We start from the raw sequence: 19173 nt of genomic DNA on the forward strand, positions 1-19173 counted from the left end.
CGGTGCGGCGCGGGCCGTTTCAGCGTTGCCCCTGGTGCCCGCTCATTCCGAGGGGCACCAGGGGCCGCAGGTCAGATCTGATTGGTTTCGGGCCTGCTCTCGACGGTGCCGGTGGCCGATCCCGTGCGATAGCGGGTGAAGAAGCCGAGCGACACGACCGCGGCGCCGACACCGATCACTGCCCACAGCACGATCGGGAACACCAGCGAGCCGAAGATGAAGTTGTAGGTCACTGCCAGGTAGATCGACCAGAGCACGCGGTAGATCGACCAGAACGCGAGCAGGCCGGTGCTGATACCGATGTACAGGCTGTACTGCCGATCGACGCGATCGATCTGCTGCGCGATGGGGGCCGGCAGGATTTTCATGGGTTCTTCCTCTCGTTGTCCGTCGCCTCGTGGCGTCGATGCGAGAAGTAAAGAACCGGGATTCGCCTACCGATCCCAACTCATTCCGAGTAGTCGACGGAAAACCAGCGATCCGGGCGGATGGTGAATAGCACGGTCGCCTCGCCTTCGAGGCTCTGAGCGAACGCGCGGCCCGCCTCCTCGCCCAGGTAGCGCACCGCGATCTCTTCCCCCACCTCGGGCGGCGTGGGTTCGGTGACGTCGACGACCGACCCTTCCACCGATACGTATTGATACGGCGGCTCTTCGTTCTAGACGACCAGTGTCAGCGCACCGTTCTGCTTGATCAGCCGCGCCTTGCGCCGTGACGCACCCGTGGTGATCCGGATGTTGCCGCCGGGCGTGTAGTCGTACCAGATCGGGACGCTGGCAGGCGGCCGGCCGTCGGTGGCGGCGACGGAAATGACCGCCACATGCTTGGCGGCCAGGAACTCCTGCCGCTCGGACTCAGTCAGTTCTCTGGGCATATAGCGCCAAACCCCTCGCTCCGCGCGGCTATTCCTGTTCTGGCGGCGCGGCTCGAATTCGCGCAACACCCCCAGGATCGGTTCGCTGGAATGTCGGCGAGGTTCGGTAGGGTCTCCGCGTGACTTCGAGCTCAACCCTGAAATCTGTAAATGCCCGTCTTGCTGCAGAACTCGCCGTTGCAGAGAACCAGGTGGCCGCCGCGGTCCGGCTGCTCGACGAGGGTGCCACGGTCCCCTTCATCGCCCGCTACCGCAAGGAAGTCACCGGCAGCCTCGACGACGGCCAACTGCGCGACCTCGAGGAGCGGCTGCGCTACCTGCGCGAGCTGGATGAGCGGCGCGCCGCGGTGCTGGCGTCGATCGACGAGCAGGGCAAGCTGACCGACGAGCTCAAAGCGGCACTGTTGGCCGCGGACACCAAGTCCCGGGTCGAGGACATCTACCTGCCCTACAAACCCAAGCGGCGCACCAAGGCTCAGATCGCCCGGGAAGCCGGCCTCGAGCCACTCGCCGATCGGCTGCTCGCCGACCCGACCATCAACCCGGATGAGGCGGCAGCGGAATTCCTGGGCGCCGACGTCGCCGACGCCGCCGCAGCGCTCGACGGTGCGCGGCACATCCTCGTCGAGCGAGCAGCCGAGGACGCCGAACTGGTCGGCGCCATCCGGACCAAGTTCTGGGCCGAGGGTGCACTGCGGACAGCACCGTTCTCCGAGGAGGCGGCGAAAAGCCCGGCGGCGCAGAAGTTTCGGGATTACTTCGAGTTCAGCGAGCGGCTGGAGGACATGCCGTCGCATCGGGTGCTGGCAGTCATGCGTGGCGAGAAGGAACAAGCACTCGCGCTGCGCTTCGACGGCGGCAGCGACGATGCCTACGAGGTGATGGTCGCGCAGGCTCTCGGCGTCGACCTCGGCGCGAAGTCGGCGGCCACCCCATGGCTGGCCACCACCGTGCGATTGGCGTGGCGCACCCGACTGATGATCTCCGGCGCGGTCGACGCCCGGATGCGGCTGCGTCAACGCGCCGAGGAGGATGCGGTCGCCGTATTCGCCAAGAACCTCAAGGATCTGCTTTTGGCAGCGCCTGCCGGCACCCGCACCACCCTCGGACTCGACCCGGGTTTCCGAACCGGCGTGAAGGTCGCCGTGGTCGATGCCACCGGCAAGGTTCTCGAGACCGGTGCGATCTACCCGCATCAGCCTCAGCGCCAATGGGATTCGGCCAAGGCAACATTGGCCGCACTCGTCGCGAAACACGGTGTCGAGTTGATCGCCATCGGCAACGGCACCGCATCGCGGGAGACCGATGCATTGGCCACCGAGCTCATCGCTGATATCCGCGGCGCTGGCGCGACCGCCCCGGCCAAGGCGATGGTCAGCGAAGCAGGCGCGTCGGTGTACTCGGCGTCGGCCTATGCCGCTCGCGAGCTCCCGAGCCTCGATGTCACGGTGCGCGGTGCGGTGTCGATCGCCCGGCGACTGCAGGATCCGTTGGCCGAATTGGTGAAGATCGAGCCGAAGTCCATCGGGGTCGGCCAGTACCAGCACGACGTCACCCCGGGCACCCTCGCCCGCAGCCTCGACGCGGTGGTCGAGGACGCGGTCAACGCTGTCGGGGTCGATCTCAACACGGCGTCGGTGCCGCTGCTCTCGCGCGTGTCCGGGGTGACCGAATCGCTGGCCGAGGCGATCGTCGCCTACCGCGAGAAGACCGGGCCATTCCGCAGCCGTACCGCACTGCTCGACGTTCCACGCTTGGGCCCCAAAGCTTTTGAGCAATGTGCTGGCTTCCTGCGGATCCGCGACGGAGACGACGCCCTCGACGCATCGGGTGTGCACCCCGAGGCCTACCCGGTGGTGCGGCGGATCCTGGACCGCTCGGGCATCACGCTGGCCGAGCTGATCGGCAACGAACGCTCACTGCGATCGCTGCGGCCCGCTGACTTCGCCGATGACCGATTCGGCGTGCCGACGGTGACCGACATCCTCGCCGAGTTGGAGAAGCCGGGCCGCGATCCGCGGCCGGCGTTCTCCACCGCGACCTTCGCCGCCGGGGTGGAGAAGGTCGCCGACCTCAAGGTCGGCATGGTGCTCGAAGGTGTCGTCACCAACGTCGCCGCGTTCGGGGCGTTCGTCGACGTCGGTGTCCATCAGGACGGCCTGGTGCACGTCTCGGCGATGTCCGACCGGTTCGTGTCCGATCCGCACGAGGTGGTGCGATCCGGTCAGGTGGTGCGGGTGAAGGTGCTTGACGTCGATGTCGAACGCCAGCGCATCGGACTGACTCTGCGCCTGGGCGATACGCCGAAGCGCGATCAGCCCAAGCGCGCCGAGCGCGGCGCCCGCCCGGCGCCCAACCGGGACCGCCGCCAGCCTGCGCGCGGCGGCGATGGCGGGCGACGGGAGTCCAACCGGTCGTCCGGCTCGATGGCACAAGCCTTGCGCGACGCCGGATTCGGCCGTTAGCAGAGCGTCTGGCTAGACGCCGGTGACCCCGTCGATGCGTTCGCGGATCAGGTCGGCCTGCCCGCAGTGCCGCGCGTACTCCGCGATCATGTGGATGTAGATCCATCGCAGGCTCACCTCGGCGCCCATGAAGGGGCAGGTATCGGTCACGTCCCGAGCGACACAGTTGGCACGGGCGTGTGCCACTTCGTCTTGCCACACCGCGAGCGCATCACGGAACGACGAGTCGGCGGACACCTCGAAGCCCCCGTCGTGGCCGGACGCGTCGACCGCGGTGGAGTAGATCGGGCCGGTGGCCTCCCCGGCCAGCACCCGGCGGAACCAGTTGCGTTCCACCTCCGCCAGATGCTGAAGCAACCCGAGCAGGGTCAGTGGCGACGGCGGGGCCGAGGCGGTGCGAAGCTGTTCGTCGTCGAGCCCCTCGCATTTCATCAGCACAGTGGCGCGATAGAAGTCCAGCCAGGCCGCCAGCATGGTGTGCTCGTCGGTCGTGAATCCGGGATTAGCGCGATCAACCATGCACGAAGTATCGGCGATCAACGTTCACCCCCACCGCGCACTCCCAGCGCATAAGCAGCCGACGCGCAATTGAATATCAGATTCGGACACATTTCTGGGAGTTCTCAGCGCGCTTTTATGAGTTACTTCGCCGCGGTTAATAAAATCGTGTTGAGCTGCAGTTATACCGATCTAGCAGCGCTTTATCACCCACCTGTGCGATATTTCACCGCATGGCCGCGAGCGGAATTCGTTCCGGCTCTCGGGCGCGTTACAGCGCGCATGACAAATACCGCTTTTTCCCGATCCGAAAACTCTGCCGCCATCCGCCGCGGTGGTGACCCCCGCGTCGCGGGCACCGCCGTGGCGTTCACTGAGCACCGCTACAACCAGGACGAGGTGGCAGCCGAACTCACCTCGTTCGCCGAGCCCGGCTTTGCGCGCTTCGCGCGAACCAGCGGCGTCGAGTACCGCAATCTGGCGTTGCCGCTGGAGCGTTACCCCCAGCTGACCGACTTCACCGAGGCCAATGCGGCCTACCTCGAGGTGGCCGTCGAACTCGGCGAGCAGGCGGTGCGCCGCGCACTGGCGGCTGCGCACCTGCACCCGCAGGAGGTCGACGCGATCGTGACCGTGTCGAGTACCGGAGTGGCCGTTGCCACCATCGACGCTTGGATCGCGTCGGCGGTCGGGTTGCGACCCGATGTCAAACGCATCCCGCTGTTCGGACTGGGATGCGTGGCCGGTGCGGCCGGACTGGCACGGGTTCACGATTACCTTCGTGGTTTTCCTGGCCACGTCGCACTGTTGCTGTCGGTGGAACTGTGCTCGCTGACGCTGCAGCGTGACGACACGTCGATCCCCGCGCTGATCGGCGTGTGCCTGTTCGGCGATGGCGCGGCCGCCATCGTCGCGACCGGAGCCGATCGGGTCCCCGCCGGCCTTCCTCTCCACCCCGGTCCACGGCTACTGGCCACGCGCAGCAGGTTATTCGCCGACACCATCGACGTCACGGGCTGGAACGTCAGCTCCAGCGGCTTCCAACTCGTCATGTCGCGAGACGTCCCGAAGATGGCCGACGATCATCTCGGTGGTGAAGTCGACCGCTTCCTCGCCGACCACGGGCTGACCACAGCCGACATCGCCACGTGGGTCTGTCATCCCGGCGGACCCAAGGTGCTCGACGCGATGAGCAACGCCATCGCCATGCCACCCGATGCGCTGCGGCACAACTGGCAGTCGATGCGCGACTACGGCAACATCTCGTCGGCGTCGGTGCTCGACGTTCTCGACCGGACCGTCTCCGCCGGCCCCGCCGCGGGCTCGCTGGGGCTGATGCTCGCGATGGGTCCGGGCTTCGCTTTCGAACTGCTGCTGCTCGGCTGGTGAAGGAGACCGACATGTACTACTGGTTCATTCTGCTGATCGGGATCGAGCGTCTCGCCGAATTAGCCGTGTCGCGTCGCAACGCGAAATGGTCATTTGCCCAGGGCGGCAGGGAGTTTGGGCAGCGACATTATCCGGTGATGGTGACGATGCACAGCCTGCTTCTCCTGTCGTGCGTGACCGAGGTGGCGGTGACAGACCGTCCGTTCGTGCCCTGGCTCGGGTGGCCGATGGTCGGCGTCGTGCTGATCAGCACGGCGGTGCGGTGGTGGTGCGTAGCGGTGCTGGGCAAGCACTGGAACCCCCGGCTGATCGTGATCAAAGGAGCTCCCCTGGTTCAGCGTGGGCCATACCGGTGGCTGCATCACCCGAACTACACGGCAGTCACCGCTGAGGTGGCCGCCCTGCCGCTGGTCCACTCAGCCTGGGTAACGGCCATCGTCTTCAGCATCGCCAATGCCCTGGTGCTTACGGTGCGCATCCGCGCCGAAAACGTGGCGCTGGGATATGCCTGAGCGCAAGCACTTTCGCTGGCGTAGATACGACGTTTCCGTCGTCACCGAAGCTAACCGGTGTTACGTTGTGACGCGTTGACGTCGTGCACAGCCACATCAAGGGGCCTTCGATGAGCACTGCTGCCGAACGCGCTGAACAGCTCGCCCTGGTGGCGCGCCTCAAGTCCGCCTATCCGGAATTGCCGGATGCGCCGACTCCGGACCTGCTCGACCATGCCCGGTTCCTCGCCTACATGAAACCGGTACACGACGTCGGCGGCGAACCCGACGCTCCGATGAAGTACGAGAACAAGGACTACGAGTACTGGGAGCACATGACCTACGTCATCTGCGAGGTCCTCGCGTGGCGCGGGATCTGGCTCTCGGAGGAGCGGCGGCGCATCGGCAACGTCGACGTCCAGCGGGCCGTCTATCTCGGGTTCCCCTATTACGGCCGCTGGCTGCTGTCGGTGGCACGGGTGCTGATCGAGAAGCACCACATCGGGCTCACCGAACTCACCGAACGGATGGCCGAGGTCAAACAACGCTACGCCGGCGGACTGGAAGGCAAGACCCTCAAGGCCGAACCGAAGTTCGAAGGCGACGGATCTCAGGTCGAGCGCAACAGCCACATCGTGCACGCCCAGGGTAAGGGCGATCCGCAGGTATATGCGGGCCGGGCCGGAGAGCCGAGGTTCAAGGTCGGTGACCCCGTGGTGGTCCGCGAACTTCCGGTGCTGTTCTACACGCGCACACCCGAATACGTCCGTGGCGCGACGGGTGTGATCGACGCGGTGGCCTACGAAAGCCCCGCCGCGGAGGACGAGACCTGGGACATCCCGGACGCCAAACCTGAATGGTTCTATGTCGTCAAATTCCGCATGTCTGAGTTGTGGAACGACTTCAACGGCCCAGCCAGCGACAGCCTGCGCACCGAGATTCCCGAACACTGGCTCCAGCCCGCGTAGAACGGACGGACATGACAGACCACGACCACGACCACGACCACGACCGCACCGTCAAGCCGATGGTCGATGAGATCACCGACTTCGAGGTACTCGAGATCGCGTTACGCGAATTGTGTATCGAGAAAGGCATTTTCACCGCTGAGGAGCACCGGCGCTTCACTGAGTTCGCCGAGCAGATCGGTCCCACGCCGGCCGCCCGCCTAGTGGCCCGTGCCTGGCTGGACCCCGACTTCAAAGCACTCGCCCTCGCCGAGCCGATGACCGCCAGCAAGGCGGTCGGCGTCGACTGGCTGGAGCCGACCGGCTTCGGCACCCCCAGCGATTTCACCGCTTTCCAGATCCTCGAGGACACCCCGACCGTCCACCACGTCATCGTCTGCGCCTTGTGCTCCTGCTACCCGCGTCCCATTCTGGGCAACTCCCCTGAGTGGTATCGCACCCCCAACTACCGCAGGCGACTGGTCCGCTGGCCCCGCCAGGTGCTCGCCGAGTTCGGCCTCTATCTGGGCGACGACGTCGAGGTACGGGTGCAGGACTCCAACCAGAAGCACCGGTTCATGGTGATGCCGATGCGCCCCGAGGGCACCGAGGGCTGGACCGAGGATCAGCTCACCGAGATCATCACCCGCGATTGCCTGATCGGTGTCGCACTACCCAAGCCCGGGGTGACCACGAACGTCATCACCGAGACCCGCCCCGCCGTACATCCGGTCGGCGAATGACCCCCGACCCGCTGCGCCAGATCGTCGAACGCAATCAGGTCTGGCCGGTCATGGCTTCCAAATACGGTGTGGAGAACCCGGTGCCGCCGTGGAAGACCAGCCTCGATGGACTGTGTGACGCACTCGACCACGCCGCGTGCGATGCCGACGTCCCGACGTTCAAGGAACGCCGCGACGAAGAAGACGACCTGTCCGCGACCGTGTACTCCGACCTTCCCTATCCCGAGAGCCAACTGGTGTCGCTGGCACATTCACTGCTGGCCCGCGGCGTCATCACCGAAGACGAACTGCAGCAACGACTTTCCGCAGTCCGCGCCAGACTGGAGGCCTGACAGGCACAGCCGCGTCCACCGATCGGTGGACACCGGGTTCATCCGATGATCCAGCCGATCGGTGGATATTTCGCGAAGCCGCCCGCAGTCATAGTTGCCTGGTGAGCCGTCAAGCAAGCGGCGGCTCCCCTGACTCAAAGGATGGCAACGGTGAACAGCGGCATGGCTCTGTCCCAGCGCACGGCGGTGGCTTCGAGTGCAATCGGTATCCGCCCAGCGTATTTCGTTCAGCACGGCACCGGCATCTTCCGGCCCACCACATCGGCTGCGGCTTCCTGGAGTGACGGACTGCTCAGCGGTCAAGCGATCGCCGGCCTCGCGGCCTCGACGCTGGAGCGCAAGTACGGCGCCGCCGGCTACCTTCCCGCCCGGCTGACGCTCGATCTGCTCAAGCCGGCACGCGCGGTGCCCACCGGAGTCCAGACCCGGCTCATCCGGCACGGCAACCGGATGCGTACCGCCGAATGCGACATCATTCAAGATGATTGGATCGTCGCCCGCGCAACCATGTTGCAATACCGGCAATCTCACGCACCGGACATCGCCGAACGCGATACCGCAGAGTCTGTCGCGCGTGCCGCCGATGCCGACGATCGCGCCCTCTACGTGGACAGCGATGGGACCGGATGGAGCCCAATGGGCGAACAACCGTACATCGCCGGACGCACACGCGCCTATTACGGCGGCCTTGACGCGGTAGCCGGTCTGCCGGCCACGCCCTTCGTCCGCGCGGCGGTGGTCGCCGAGGCTGCCGCCAACCTGGTGACGAATCTAGGCGGCGGCGGAACCGGTTACGTCAACGGCGATCTGACGGTGGCGCTGTCACGGCTTCCGCGCGGTGTGTACATCGGTGTGCAGGCCGACACCCAGTTCGCCGAGAACGGAGTGTCGGTGGGCACCGCAACCCTCTTCGACGACTCGGGGGCCTTCGGCACCAGCATGGTCACCGCGGTCGCGAATCCCGCGACCCGCCCGCGCGGCTAGCGGTCAAGAGCCGTCCCAGTTCGCCAGGACCCGCAGCTGAGACCACGGGATGGCGGCCATGTCGTAGTAGTCCCACGACAGGCCCGCGCCGGTCCACACCGCGCCCGGGTTCGTCGGCGAAGCGTCAGGGGTTACTTCGAAGACGAACGCCATGCGCGCACCGCCCTGGTCGCCGACATAGGCGCCGTAGGTCTGAAGCGTTTTCGCAATCACCTTTTCGGCGTCCGAGATGCCGGGAATCGCGTCGACATTGATGGACGGATCCAGCTGGATCCGGGTGCCTTCCGGTATCGGGGTCGCAACCCCGGCGATATTGGTGCCGTCCGACTTGGTGGCCGGTCCGGTGAACAGTGCGCCGGCGATGTCACTCGAGATGAACAGCGCATGGTTGATTCCGGTGTTGGCCGAAACCGCGGCGCTGAATTCCGACGCTGTGATGACACCGGCATACCGGGCGATGTTCGTCCCCGTCGCAGAACCGGATTGGTCGACGCCATTGCCGCTCAGGTCGGTCATGCCGCCCCAGGAGGCTGACCAGGTGTCGGTGGTGTTGTCGTAGCTCGCCTGCCAGAGGCCAAATGCCCTCCCCGTGACCGGATCGAGGATGGCGACCTGCCTGTCTGAGCCCGCCGGCAGATTCAGCCCGGGTGGAATGGCCACGGTGTAGGAGGCCATCGGGTCGCTCCCCCAGGGTTTGGTGAACGTCACGTCATAGCGCGGCGTCGTCGCCGTGGCTGTCACGAGGGTGACACCGTACTGATAGAGGTCGGCCACGTGTTGGGCATTCACGGCGGACAAGTACTGGACCCAGGCGGCGCTGTTCGCGGCGATGACAGGATTCGCCACGATCGGCTTCCACAACCAGTCGGCCGCCTGGAAGTAGGGTGGCGTCTGCGTGGCTGGCGGAGTCGAGGTGGGCGCCGGCAACACGGTGATCGTGTCGATGCGCAGGTTGCGGTCCTTGGCTGCGGACTGACGCAGATCGTTGGTGAACGCGACGCTGATCGTGTGGGTTCCGGCCGATAGCGACACGGGGATCGAGTAGTCGGTCCACGACGTCGCCGACACCTGTGTGGTAGCCACCACGACCGCGTCGACTGACACCGTCATGATCGGAGCACCGTTGTACTGGTCGCCCCGGGCACGTATCACCAGTCCCGTCGCCGACGGGAGCGAAAGTGTCTTTGTGGCTGTTGAATTCGTGGACAGCAGCAGCGCTTTGCGTCCAGAAGCAGTGGCGTCGGAGTAGATGCTGCCGGCTTTGGCGGGACTGACGGTCAGCGACTCGCCTTCTATCACGACGGTGGTCGTGCCGCTGGTGGCGGTTCCTGCGACGGCCGCCGTCGCTGCGCTGGCCGTCGACGTGCCGAGGAGCGACTCGAATTCCTTGCGTGCCCCTTGAAGCAGAGACAGCAGCAGTTGGGGCGGCGGCAGTGTCGGCGGCTTCGCGTTGTTCAGCAGGCTTTCCAGCGCGGCACGGGTCGCACTGACGGCCGCGTTGACCGATGCCGCCGGGCTGGCGGTGCTGCGAGCGACCGACACGACCGGGGTGCTCGCCACCTCTTTTAGAACGACTGGGGTAGACACGCTGATCGATTGCACCGAATCGGTGACTGCCCGCGTCGTCGACCCGCTGATGCCCGCGCCTGCCACGGCTTTCGGGGCGGTGAGGGCCGGTTCGGGAGCCGCATCTGCTGTGCGCGGGCTGGGTTTAGGCGAGGTTCGCGATCCGGAGCGAGAAGCCGACGAGCTGGCGGCCGAATGCCGCGTCGAGCGAGCTGAGCTGGCTTGGCTCGATTTGGTGGCCGAACCCTGAGATTGCTCGGCGCCCGACGTGTCCGCGTGAGCGACGCCGCCCGCCATCATCGCCGAACCGATACCCAAAGCGACCGCCAGCCCACCGATTCGGCCGACGTATGGCGATTGAGACCAAGCGTCCGTATATGACTTTGCGTTGTTAACCAGTCGCCGCGAACTCAGCCGAAACTCTTCGTCTGACATGTTCACCCCCGAACACTCTTGCCGCTGGGGAGCGCGCGCCTCGTTGTCTGAAACACCTTGCCCCACCCCGGCTTCTGCTGCCGCATTTGAAAATTACCAATTCCACGGGGCGGCGTCTCATAATTGTCTAGAACGAAAAAGCGTTTTCGCTTTGTGATTTGCCTGCAAGTTTGCTGACGCACAAGTGGCGATTGCTGTCGATATACAAACAGCACCAATTTGCTGGAAAAGATTCATGATCATGTGAATTCAGCAAACTTCGATTGCGTCACACGCGTCGTGCGCTGCGGTCCGAAACTAGAGTGCAGCAATGAGCCTCGTCACCTATGAGCTGGAAGAGCACGTCGCAACCATCACCCTCAACCGGCCGGAGGCGCGCAATGCCATCAACGGTCCGCTCCGCCAGGAAATCAACGCGGCATGGGACCGATTCCGCGATGAGGAGGAGGCCTGGGTCGGAATCCTGACCGCCACCGGTGACGTCTTCTGCGCCGGCGGTGACCTCAAGGACGGCGAAGGCTCGGTGGGCACCTTCGGCGGAACCTTCTGGGAGAAGCCGACCATCAACTCCTTTGAAAGCGGTATGGAGCTTTTCAAGCCCACGATTGCCGCGGTGCATGGTCCGTGCGTCGGCTACGGAGTCACCGGCGTCCTGTTCTGCGACTTCGTGATCGCCTCTACCGAGGCGACTTTCAGCTTTCCCGAGGTGAGACTGGGCGTGCCGACCATCGTCGGCGCCATCCGGTTGCCGCACCGCGTCGGCTGGGCCAACGCCATGGAGCTTCTGCTGACCGGAAAGCCGATCAGCGCCGAGCGGGCCAAGGAGATCGGGCTGGTGTGGAAGCTCGTCGAACCCGAGGACCTGCAGGCGGAGGCGCAGGCATGGGCCAGGACACTGACCGAGGCCGCGCCGTTGGCACAGCGGGCGACCAAGGAGGTGGCGTGGCGAACCGCCGACATGGGCTGGATCGAGTCGGTGCGCTTCGGCGAGGTGATGCGCAAGGTCGCCGGTGCCACCGAGGACGTCGGCGAAGGCCTGCTGGCCTGGCGGGAGAAACGCACGCCACAGTGGAAGGGACGCTGACCGGCCTAACCCGGCGGCTCGGGCGCCGGTGAGTGCACCCAGCGTTCATAGATCCCGGCATAGGTGCCATCGTCGAGCGCTCCGGTCAGCCAGGCGTCGGTCTGGCCCAGGAGGGGACTGCCCTTGGGAAGCAGGTAGGCCTTGGCCTCCGCGGTGAACGGCTGCTCCGGGTGCTGGGCCACCAACTGCGGGTGTAGCGACGACTGATAGATGGCTTCGATGGCGTCGGTGACCATGACGTCGGCGTTGCCGGCCGCGAGTTGATCGAAGATCGTGGTGTTGTCCGGCCAGATGGTGAGCTGCGCATCGGGGAAGTTCGTGCGGGCGAAGCGCTCGTTGGTGCCGCCGCTGTTCTCGATCACCCGCACGCCGGGCTGGTTGATCTGTTCGATTGTCGCCAGTCGCCCGGCGTTGGTCGTCGTCACCAGCGGGGTCTTGCCACTGGCCAGGTATGGCCTGCTGACCTCGGCGACGCGGCGCCGCTCAGGGGTGTCGGTGATGCCGCCCATCGCAATATCGCACTTTCCGGCCGACGTGAGGTCCGCGACGAGCGCCGACCAGCTGGTGGGCACGAACACCGGTTCACGGCCGAGATGTGCGGCCAGGTCGGTGGCCATGTCGATGTCGACTCCGCTGTACCGCCCGGTCGCCGGGTCGCGGTAGGTCAATGGCCGGTAATCGCCGGTGGTGCAGACCTTCAAGGTGGCCGGCCCACCGGCCGAGGCGATCGACGGGACGACGGACGCGGTGATCACGGTAGCGATTGCCACAGCACCAAATGTCAACGGCCGCACGGATTTACCGCCCTGCCATTACGCCGCTGAGGTATTCGGCACGGCAGGCCCGCCGGGCGAGTTTGCCGCTGGTGGTGCGCGGGATCGCGCCCGCAGGCAGCAGCCGCACGTCGGCGGCCGCGATGCCGTGCCGTTGGCTCACCGCCGACCGGATGGCCTCGATCGCGGCCGTCGGATCGCTGCGGCTGGTGCCCGCCGCGCGCTCCGCGATCACCACAAGCTGGTCACCGGTGTCTTGTGTTGTCGCACCGGCGATCTGGTTGGCCGGCACGCAGAACGCCGCGACGTATCCGCGCCGAACGATGGGCGACGAATCCGCGACCGTCTTCTCGATGTCGTGCGGATACAGCGTTCGCCCGTCGATCGTCACGATGTCGGCGAGGCGGCCCGTCACATACAGCTCACCCCCGCGATAGAAGCCGAGGTCGCCGGTGCGCAACCAGTTCGCATCATCGGGCACACCCTCGGCGTGGCTGCCGCCGTCGCGCCGGCGGGTCAACCGGGCGCCGAAGATTCGCTGACTCTCCCCCGGCTGGCCCCAGTAACCGCGCCCGATGTTGTTGCCGTGCAACCAGATTTCACCAATCCGGCTATCGGGTAGCTCCTCGCCGGTGTCCGGGTCGACCATCACCGCCCACAGTGTGCGGGCCACCTGGCCGCACGACACCCCGATCACGGCGTCGGCGTCGTCCGCCGAGGCCTCGCTCGCGACCCCACCGGCCAACTTCTCACGGTCCAGCCGAATCACCGTGGGCACGGCCGTCGGTGCGATGGTCGCGACGAACAGGGTGGCCTCGGCGATGCCATACGAGGGTTTGAATGCCGTCGGCGGCAGACCATGCGGTGCGAACGCCGCCGAGAACGTGGCGATGGCGTCGGCACTCACCGGTTCGGAACCGATGATCATCACCACATTGCTCAGGTCGATATCGTCACCGGCGTCGGGCAATCCCCGTTGTGCGGTCCACTCGTAAGCGAAATTCGGTGCGGCGGTGACGACATGGCCTTCGCTGGACCCGTCGGACAGCGCCCGGATCCAGCGCTGCGGCCTGCGGATGAAGGCGGTCGGCGACAAGAGTGTGGAATGCCCGCCGTAGACCGTCGGGAAGCCGATCATCGACAAGCCCATGTCGTGGTAGAGCGGTAACCAGCTGACGCCGTGCGTGTTTCGGTTGAGCAGATCGATCGACAGGATCATCTGGATCAGGTTGGTGCCGACGGCGCGGTGGGTGATCTCCACGCCGGCCGGCGGGCGCGTGGAGCCGGAGGTGTACTGCAGATGCGAGACATCGTCGACGTCGATCGGGACGGGGGCGAAGTCGTCGGCCGCCGAATCCGGAATCTCGTCGATGATCAGAACCTGCGGCTGCCGGGCCGGCGGCAGCTTCGACAGAAACTCACGCACCCCGTCGGCGGTGGCCGCGGTCGTGAGCACCAGGGTGGGTTCGGAATCACCCAGGGCCGTATCGAGACGTTCGGCGTGGCCGGGCAATTCGGGCGCGAACAACGGCACCGCAATGGTGCCTGCCTTGATCGCGGCGAAGAACCCCGCGACGTAATCCAACCCCTGCGGCGCCAAGATCGCGACCCGGTCCCCGCGCGCGGCGGCGCGCTGAATGTGCGCGCCGATCGCGCGCAGCCGCACGCCGAGCTGAGCCCACGTCAGCTCGAACACCACCGGCTCCGCCGAACGGCTGTAGTCGAGGTAGCGATACGCAACGGAATCGCCGACGTTGGCGATATTGCGGTCGATCAACGAGATCAGCGTGACACCCGGGGGCAACACGACGTTGCCGTCCGCGTCCAGACAGTCCTCGATGCGAAGCAGGCCGTCAGGTGCGTCGACGTGGCCGCGGTCCATGGACGAAGTCTATGCACTATCGTGAGTGCGATTTTCGACCACGACAACGCGGGGAGAGCATGCCGAGCTGGATCGCCGACCTGGTCCAACTCGACCGCAGCGGAGACACGTTTCGCGCCTCGGCGTCCTACGGTGCCGGGTCCCGACTGTTCGGCGGACTGATCGCCGCGCAGGCGCTCGCGGCCGCGGGCGCCACCGTGGAACCGGGTCGGCTGCCGCAATCCCTGCACGCCTACTTCATCAAAGGCGGCCGGATCGGCGTCGACGTCGAGTTCACCGTCGAGATCACCCGTGACGGACGCTCGTTCAACACCCGCCGCGTCACCGCCGTGCAGGACGGCGCCGCGATCTTCGAGATGTTGGCGTCGTTCCACCAACCCGAGACGAACACCGACTGGCAGCGGCCGCAGGAACCACGAGTCCCCTTGACGGACGCGACGATTCTCACAAGGCTGCCGATCGAGTGGGCCGATCACTTCGACATCCGCATCGCGCCCGGCCGGCAGAGCGGCGTCGACTGGCCCACTCAGCCCTTCTGGTTCCGCACCCGCGAGCCGGTCGAGGACGATCCCCTGCTGCGGGCCTGCGCCCTGACCTTCATTTCTGACCTGGGCATGGTGTCCACGGCCCGGCCGCCGGGACCGGAATTCCCCGGCCCGGGCGGTGCCGCCAGCCTCGACCACGCGCTGTGGCTGCATCGGCCGAGCGACCCCCACCACTGGCATCTCTACGATGCGGTCGCGGTGACTCACAGCGACGCGCGCGGATTGGCGCGCGGGTCACTGCAGCGCGATGACGGTACCCTGATCGCCAGCGTCGTCCAGGAGTCGCTCTGGCGAACCTGAGCATCGCCTTCTACGTACTTAAAGGCGTAAGAATCCGCAGGCCACAGCCAGGCAGTAGCCAGCGGGGAGACAGCCCGAAACAACGGTGTTTAGCCGAGACCGGCTACGGGAACAAACTCGCATTCGACCGCGTTGTCGCGACGTCGAATGCGGAAGGAATGAAAGGCACGGACCATGTCGGTTGATTATGACGCTCCCCGCCGTACCCAGGCCGAGCCTGAGGAAGAGTCGCTCGAAGATCTGGCGGGACGGCGCAAGGACACGGCTACGGCCGTGATTGATGTTGACGAGGCCGAGGCCGCCGATTCTTTCGAATTGCCCGGCGCCGACCTGTCCGACGAAGAACTCACGGTGCGGGTGATCCCCAAGCAGGCGGACGAGTTCACGTGCACCAGCTGCTTTCTGGTGCATCACCGCAGCCGGCTGGCCGACGCGACCAGCATGGTCTGCTCCGACTGCGCCTGAGGCCGGCCTGAGTCGGCCACAATGGTCGGATGCCGAGTGCGGCTAGCCGACTGGTACCGCTGATACTGCGCGCCACCGGACGGGGGAAGCCCCTGTCCGACGCTGTCGCCGCGCGTCAGCGAGTCGCCGAGCGAGCGTTGCGGCCCCTGCCTTTCGGGCCGCCACGGCTACGTGACGATGTCGAGGTCAGCGCCGGACACGACGGGTGGCCGATCTACATTCGGCGGGCAGGAGCGGAGCGACCCGGGGATCTACACGGTGTCACCCGCAGGCGGGCGCGCCCGCCATCGGGCGCTGTATCTGCACGGTGGCGGGTGGGTCAATGAGATCGAGCCGGCGCACTGGCGGCTGATCGCCCAGCTGGCCGCCGAGACGCAGACGGCGGTGCGGGTTCCGATCTACCCCCTCATCCCGTGGGGTACCGCTGGTGAGGTGGTGCCGCGGGTCGCCGAACTCGTCAGTGCCGAGATTGCACTGGTGGGGTCGCGGCGCACCTTCCTGCTCGGCGATTCAGCCGGCGGCCAGATCGCCCTGTCCTCGGCAATACTGCTGCGCGACAAGGGTTTTGAGCAGCCCTGCCGGCTATTCCTGATCGCACCGGCGCTCGACGCCGCCATGGCCAACCCCGAGATCCCCGCGCTGGAACCGCGGGATCCGTGGCTGTCCCGTCCCGGCATCGCCGAGTACGTGCGCTACTGGCGCGGTGGGTTGAGCATCGACGACCCCCTGGTCAGCCCGTTGTCGGCGGAGCTGACGGGATTGACGGCGCTGACGATCTTCACCGGAACCCGCGACATCCTCAACCCCGACGCGCACCTGTTGGCCCGCAGGGCTACGGCGGCCGGGGTCGACGCCGACGTCATCGAGGGCGAGGGCATGGTGCACGTCTATCCCCTGCTACCGATACCCGAAGGGCGCGCCGCGCGCCGACGAATCGTCGACGCGATCAACGGCACGCCCCCAGGGGTCGGTTAGGCGATGACGCGAACCAGGTACGGCGCCATGTCTTTGGCGCGAACCGCGGACACCGCGACGACGGTGTCGGTGACCTCGAGCATCTGGTTGTTGCCCAAGAACATCGCGACGCTCTGCGTGCCGTCGGGTCCGTAGAAGATCAGGTCACCCGGCAGCGCCTGGTCGGCGGTGACGTGCTGGCCCACTTTGTACATGTCGGCCGATGACCGGGGCAGCTTGGCTCCGACGCCGGCGTAGATGTACTGGATCAAGCCCGAGGCGTCGAAGCCGACGACGGCCGCGCTCGGTCCTTTGCCCAGGGTGGGTCCGTTGATGTCACCGCCGGCCCACGCGTAGGGCACGCCGCGCTGGGCGAGTCCACGCTGGATCACCAGTTGGACGTACTGATCCCGGCCCACCGGTGCGGCAGTTGCCGTCGGGGCGAGCAGGCCGGGGATTGCGAGCAGCATCATCAGGCTGATCGCCAGGGCATACAACCGCTTGTTCATCGTTTCCACCTTCCGGGCGCCTCTGAGCAAAGCTCCGTCCTCTTCACAGAGGTCACTTCTGTCACTTTCTACCGCAAATAGGTGACAGCTGCTTGCTGCGGTTACCGCCTGAGCTGGGCCTTTAGCCGAACCGTGACGCAACGGTGTCCAAAGCGGTGTGCATCCTTGCCCGATTGGTTGCGATCGCCGACATGCCGTCAGCAACGGTGTGGGGCCGCAGGGAGGCTCGCTCAGCGGCGCCGGTCGCGCACCCGGTACGTCGACGGCCACGACTTGCGGGAGTCGTCTCCGGTCAGCGTCATGCCCATCCCGCCGACCTTGACGTCGTAGGCCTCCTTGCCCGCACCGACTTCGCGGTTGGCGTGCTCCTGGGCCAGGTAGTACAGCTCGTCGATCGCGGCTTCGCTGTAGGCGACGAAGGATGTCTCACGCACCACGTCGTCGGACAGGACCATCTTGTCGGGCAGGATCCGCGAGGCGAGCGCGGCCAGACCCAACAGCGCGAACGGAATCACCCAGTAGCACAGGAACGACAGCGGGGTCGCAGTGTCGAGAATCGTTGCGTCGCCCTGCACGATCGGTGGGATCGCCGAGGACACCGTCATACCGGCGAAGGCGGCGATCCAGATCCAGGTCAGCAGCGATGTGATCCGTCTGAACAGCTCGCTGTTGATGATCTCGTCGGAGCGGCCGGCCGCGGCGAACTCGCGCACGAACGGCTTGCCGATGAGAGCGCCGACCAGGGCGATGAGCAGGATGCCCGCGTTGCTCAGTGGCTGCATCCACCGCTCCATGAACGACTCGCTCGCCACAAAGGTCAGCACGGTGAGCACGAAGAAGATTGCGACAGCACCGATTTCGAAGGTGAGGCTGGCGGCCTTGCGAGTGCGGCTCATCACCAGGCCGATCACCGCGATACCGAGCGCGACCAGCACGGCCGTCTTGAACGGCACGTTGCCGACGAGTACCCAATAGACGATCCACGGCGCGAAGCCAACGAGAATGCCCACGGTGGGCCAGTCTATGGGCGAGCGTTGAGCAAGTGCTCAGCGGCTTGCCGTGTTGGGCGCGAAGTGGGTGGGTACACCGAATCGTGAGTACAACGAGCCAGCGCCAACTGGGCGAGTCCGACAGTCCGATCGAGGACGAACTCGAAGCCGCCTTCAACAGGATGGTGGACGAGGGCAGCCAGCGTCTGCATCGCAGCTGGCGTGAAGTGTTGGTGACCGGGTTCTTCGGAGGCACTGAGGTCGCGATCGGCGTGCTCGCGTATCTGTCCGTCCTGCACGAGACGCACAACCAACTACTGGCCGGGCTGGCGTTCTCCATCGGGTTCCTTGCCCTGCTCCTCGGTCGCAGCGAGCTGTTCACCGAAGGCTTCCTGGTTCCCGTGACGACGGTGGCCGCCAAGCGGGCCAGCGTGGCTCAGCTCGCGAAGCTGTGGAGCGGCACCCTGGTGGCCAACCTCGTCGGCGGCTGGGTGATCATGGCGCTGATCATCGCGGCGTTCCCCAAGCTCGAGGCGCAAACCATTGAATCCGCAGAGCATTTCGTACGTGCGCCGCTCTCGGTGCAGACGCTGGCGCTCGCGGTGCTGGGCGGCATGGCGATCACACTGATGACGCGTATGCAGCACGGTACCGACTCGGTGCCCGGCAAGATCGCCGCCGCCGTAGCCGGGGCCTTCGTGCTGGCCGGGCTCCAGCTGTTCCATTCGATCCTGGACTCGCTGTTGATCTTTGGCGCCCTGTCCACCGGCGAAGCACCGTTCGGTTATCTCGATTGGCTCGGGTGGTTCTGGTACACCCTGGTCGGCAACATCGCCGGCGGGCTGGTGCTGGTGACCTTGCTGCGGCTGTTGCGCAGCAAGGAACGCTTGAAGGACGAGCGCCGCGACGCCGAGGACCCCGCGTCGGCGTGATGTCGCCGAAACTGCA

At 66.0% G+C, this 19173-nt stretch carries 19 protein-coding genes and 2 pseudogenes; 13 read left to right on the top strand and 8 right to left on the bottom strand.

What is annotated here, in order from left to right:
• Positions 1 to 71: 71 nt before the first annotated feature.
• Both K0O64_RS15075 and K0O64_RS15080 read right to left on the bottom strand, forming a co-directional pair.
• On the bottom strand, positions 72 to 368 hold the full coding sequence (locus K0O64_RS15075; protein ID WP_071944615.1) for a hypothetical protein: 297 nt from the start codon (positions 366 to 368) through the stop codon (positions 72 to 74).
• 80 nt (positions 369 to 448) lie between these two features.
• Positions 449 to 874, bottom strand: a pseudogene (locus K0O64_RS15080) (pyridoxamine 5'-phosphate oxidase family protein).
• 119 nt (positions 875 to 993) lie between these two features.
• Here K0O64_RS15080 and K0O64_RS15085 point away from each other — a divergent pair.
• Entirely contained in the window at positions 994 to 3339 is a 2346-nt protein-coding gene (locus tag K0O64_RS15085; protein WP_071944613.1) for a Tex family protein, read from the top strand.
• Positions 3340 to 3351: 12 nt separating this feature from the next.
• Here K0O64_RS15085 and K0O64_RS15090 read toward each other — a convergent pair whose 3' ends face one another.
• Positions 3352 to 3858, bottom strand: coding sequence for a DinB family protein (locus K0O64_RS15090; RefSeq protein WP_096311483.1), 507 nt, complete (start codon positions 3856 to 3858; stop codon positions 3352 to 3354).
• Positions 3859 to 4119: 261 nt separating this feature from the next.
• On the opposite strand from K0O64_RS15090, the gene K0O64_RS15095 reads away from it, so the two are divergent.
• The 6 genes from K0O64_RS15095 (at position 4120) to K0O64_RS15120 (ending at position 8723) form a co-directional block, all read left to right on the top strand.
• Complete coding sequence (locus K0O64_RS15095) at positions 4120 to 5226, top strand: type III polyketide synthase (RefSeq protein ID WP_220045591.1); 1107 nt, start codon at positions 4120 to 4122, stop codon at positions 5224 to 5226.
• 11 nt (positions 5227 to 5237) lie between these two features.
• The gene (locus tag K0O64_RS15100) at positions 5238 to 5738 is read left to right on the top strand and encodes an isoprenylcysteine carboxyl methyltransferase family protein (RefSeq protein WP_096312866.1); all 501 of its coding nucleotides are present in this window, start codon (positions 5238 to 5240) and stop codon (positions 5736 to 5738) included.
• Between the two features lie 110 nt (positions 5739 to 5848).
• Complete coding sequence (locus tag K0O64_RS15105) at positions 5849 to 6685, top strand: SH3-like domain-containing protein (RefSeq protein ID WP_096311485.1); 837 nt, start codon at positions 5849 to 5851, stop codon at positions 6683 to 6685.
• An 11-nt stretch (positions 6686 to 6696) separates the two neighbouring features.
• Positions 6697 to 7407 carry a thiocyanate hydrolase subunit gamma gene (gene scnC, locus K0O64_RS15110; RefSeq protein ID WP_220045592.1) on the top strand — a complete coding sequence of 237 codons (711 nt, stop codon included), beginning with the start codon at positions 6697 to 6699 and terminating at the stop codon, positions 7405 to 7407.
• Positions 7404 to 7739 carry a thiocyanate hydrolase gene (locus K0O64_RS15115; RefSeq protein ID WP_096311487.1) on the top strand — a complete coding sequence of 112 codons (336 nt, stop codon included), beginning with the start codon at positions 7404 to 7406 and terminating at the stop codon, positions 7737 to 7739. Before scnC ends, K0O64_RS15115 begins: the two co-directional genes overlap by 4 nt.
• A gap of 150 nt (positions 7740 to 7889) precedes the next feature.
• Positions 7890 to 8723: an acyl-CoA thioesterase domain-containing protein gene (locus K0O64_RS15120; RefSeq protein ID WP_164520074.1), complete on the top strand. Its 834-nt coding sequence runs from the start codon at positions 7890 to 7892 to the stop codon at positions 8721 to 8723.
• A 3-nt stretch (positions 8724 to 8726) separates the two neighbouring features.
• Here the strand turns inward: K0O64_RS15120 and K0O64_RS15125 are convergent, their stop codons facing one another.
• On the bottom strand, positions 8727 to 10310 hold the full coding sequence (locus K0O64_RS15125; protein WP_220045593.1) for a carbohydrate-binding domain-containing protein: 1584 nt from the start codon (positions 10308 to 10310) through the stop codon (positions 8727 to 8729).
• A 22-nt stretch (positions 10311 to 10332) separates the two neighbouring features.
• On the opposite strand from K0O64_RS15125, the gene K0O64_RS15130 reads away from it, so the two are divergent.
• Together K0O64_RS15130 and K0O64_RS15135 are read left to right on the top strand one after the other, a co-directional pair.
• Positions 10333 to 10539 (top strand): hypothetical protein, encoded by a 207-nt coding sequence (locus K0O64_RS15130; protein ID WP_164520076.1) that lies wholly within the window; start codon positions 10333 to 10335, stop codon positions 10537 to 10539.
• A 495-nt stretch (positions 10540 to 11034) separates the two neighbouring features.
• Positions 11035 to 11808, top strand: a complete 774-nt coding sequence (locus K0O64_RS15135) for an enoyl-CoA hydratase/isomerase family protein (protein ID WP_096311490.1) — start codon at positions 11035 to 11037, stop codon at positions 11806 to 11808.
• A gap of 5 nt (positions 11809 to 11813) precedes the next feature.
• Here the strand turns inward: K0O64_RS15135 and K0O64_RS15140 are convergent, their stop codons facing one another.
• Positions 11814 to 12578, bottom strand: coding sequence for a transporter substrate-binding domain-containing protein (locus tag K0O64_RS15140; RefSeq protein ID WP_164520077.1), 765 nt, complete (start codon positions 12576 to 12578; stop codon positions 11814 to 11816).
• A 28-nt stretch (positions 12579 to 12606) separates the two neighbouring features.
• Positions 12607 to 14463: a fatty acyl-AMP ligase gene (locus K0O64_RS15145; RefSeq protein WP_096311492.1), complete on the bottom strand. Its 1857-nt coding sequence runs from the start codon at positions 14461 to 14463 to the stop codon at positions 12607 to 12609.
• Between the two features lie 59 nt (positions 14464 to 14522).
• Between K0O64_RS15145 and K0O64_RS15150 the strand changes: the two genes are divergently transcribed.
• From K0O64_RS15150 to K0O64_RS15160, 3 genes are all read left to right on the top strand, one after another.
• Positions 14523 to 15308 carry an acyl-CoA thioesterase gene (locus tag K0O64_RS15150; protein WP_096311493.1) on the top strand — a complete coding sequence of 262 codons (786 nt, stop codon included), beginning with the start codon at positions 14523 to 14525 and terminating at the stop codon, positions 15306 to 15308.
• Between the two features lie 174 nt (positions 15309 to 15482).
• Positions 15483 to 15773 (top strand): DUF4193 domain-containing protein, encoded by a 291-nt coding sequence (locus K0O64_RS15155; RefSeq protein WP_096311494.1) that lies wholly within the window; start codon positions 15483 to 15485, stop codon positions 15771 to 15773.
• 258 nt (positions 15774 to 16031) lie between these two features.
• Entirely contained in the window at positions 16032 to 16748 is a 717-nt protein-coding gene (locus tag K0O64_RS15160) for an alpha/beta hydrolase fold domain-containing protein (protein ID WP_217353527.1), read from the top strand.
• Between the two features lie 2 nt (positions 16749 to 16750).
• Here the strand turns inward: K0O64_RS15160 and ripD are convergent.
• A pseudogene (gene ripD / locus K0O64_RS15165) lies at positions 16751 to 17236 on the bottom strand (NlpC/P60 family peptidoglycan-binding protein RipD); the annotation flags it as partial.
• A 230-nt stretch (positions 17237 to 17466) separates the two neighbouring features.
• Positions 17467 to 18246, bottom strand: a complete 780-nt coding sequence (locus K0O64_RS15170; RefSeq protein WP_071944591.1) for a hypothetical protein — start codon at positions 18244 to 18246, stop codon at positions 17467 to 17469.
• Between the two features lie 83 nt (positions 18247 to 18329).
• Here K0O64_RS15170 and K0O64_RS15175 point away from each other — a divergent pair, with 83 nt between their 5' ends.
• Positions 18330 to 19157, top strand: a complete 828-nt coding sequence (locus K0O64_RS15175) for a formate/nitrite transporter family protein (RefSeq protein ID WP_071944589.1) — start codon at positions 18330 to 18332, stop codon at positions 19155 to 19157.
• Positions 19158 to 19173: the final 16 nt, after the last annotated feature.

It is taken from the genome of Mycolicibacterium pallens, assembly GCF_019456675.1.
In the GTDB taxonomy this organism is placed as follows: domain Bacteria; phylum Actinomycetota; class Actinomycetes; order Mycobacteriales; family Mycobacteriaceae; genus Mycobacterium; species Mycobacterium crocinum.

What these genes read in the sequence shown, in the direction of transcription:
- K0O64_RS15150 (WP_096311493.1), top strand. Translation starts at nt 14,523, where the DNA reads ATGCCGAGCTGGATCGCCGACCTGGTCCAACTCGACCGCAGCGGAGAC.
- K0O64_RS15145 (WP_096311492.1), bottom strand. Translation starts at nt 14,463, where the DNA reads ATGGACCGCGGCCACGTCGACGCACCTGACGGCCTGCTTCGCATCGAG.
- K0O64_RS15095 (WP_220045591.1), top strand. Translation starts at nt 4,120, where the DNA reads ATGACAAATACCGCTTTTTCCCGATCCGAAAACTCTGCCGCCATCCGC.
- K0O64_RS15105 (WP_096311485.1), top strand. Translation starts at nt 5,849, where the DNA reads ATGAGCACTGCTGCCGAACGCGCTGAACAGCTCGCCCTGGTGGCGCGC.
- K0O64_RS15090 (WP_096311483.1), bottom strand. Translation starts at nt 3,858, where the DNA reads ATGGTTGATCGCGCTAATCCCGGATTCACGACCGACGAGCACACCATG.
- K0O64_RS15100 (WP_096312866.1), top strand. Translation starts at nt 5,238, where the DNA reads ATGTACTACTGGTTCATTCTGCTGATCGGGATCGAGCGTCTCGCCGAA.
- K0O64_RS15115 (WP_096311487.1), top strand. Translation starts at nt 7,404, where the DNA reads ATGACCCCCGACCCGCTGCGCCAGATCGTCGAACGCAATCAGGTCTGG.
- K0O64_RS15075 (WP_071944615.1), bottom strand. Translation starts at nt 368, where the DNA reads ATGAAAATCCTGCCGGCCCCCATCGCGCAGCAGATCGATCGCGTCGAT.
- K0O64_RS15135 (WP_096311490.1), top strand. Translation starts at nt 11,035, where the DNA reads ATGAGCCTCGTCACCTATGAGCTGGAAGAGCACGTCGCAACCATCACC.
- K0O64_RS15155 (WP_096311494.1), top strand. Translation starts at nt 15,483, where the DNA reads ATGTCGGTTGATTATGACGCTCCCCGCCGTACCCAGGCCGAGCCTGAG.
- scnC (WP_220045592.1), top strand. Translation starts at nt 6,697, where the DNA reads ATGACAGACCACGACCACGACCACGACCACGACCGCACCGTCAAGCCG.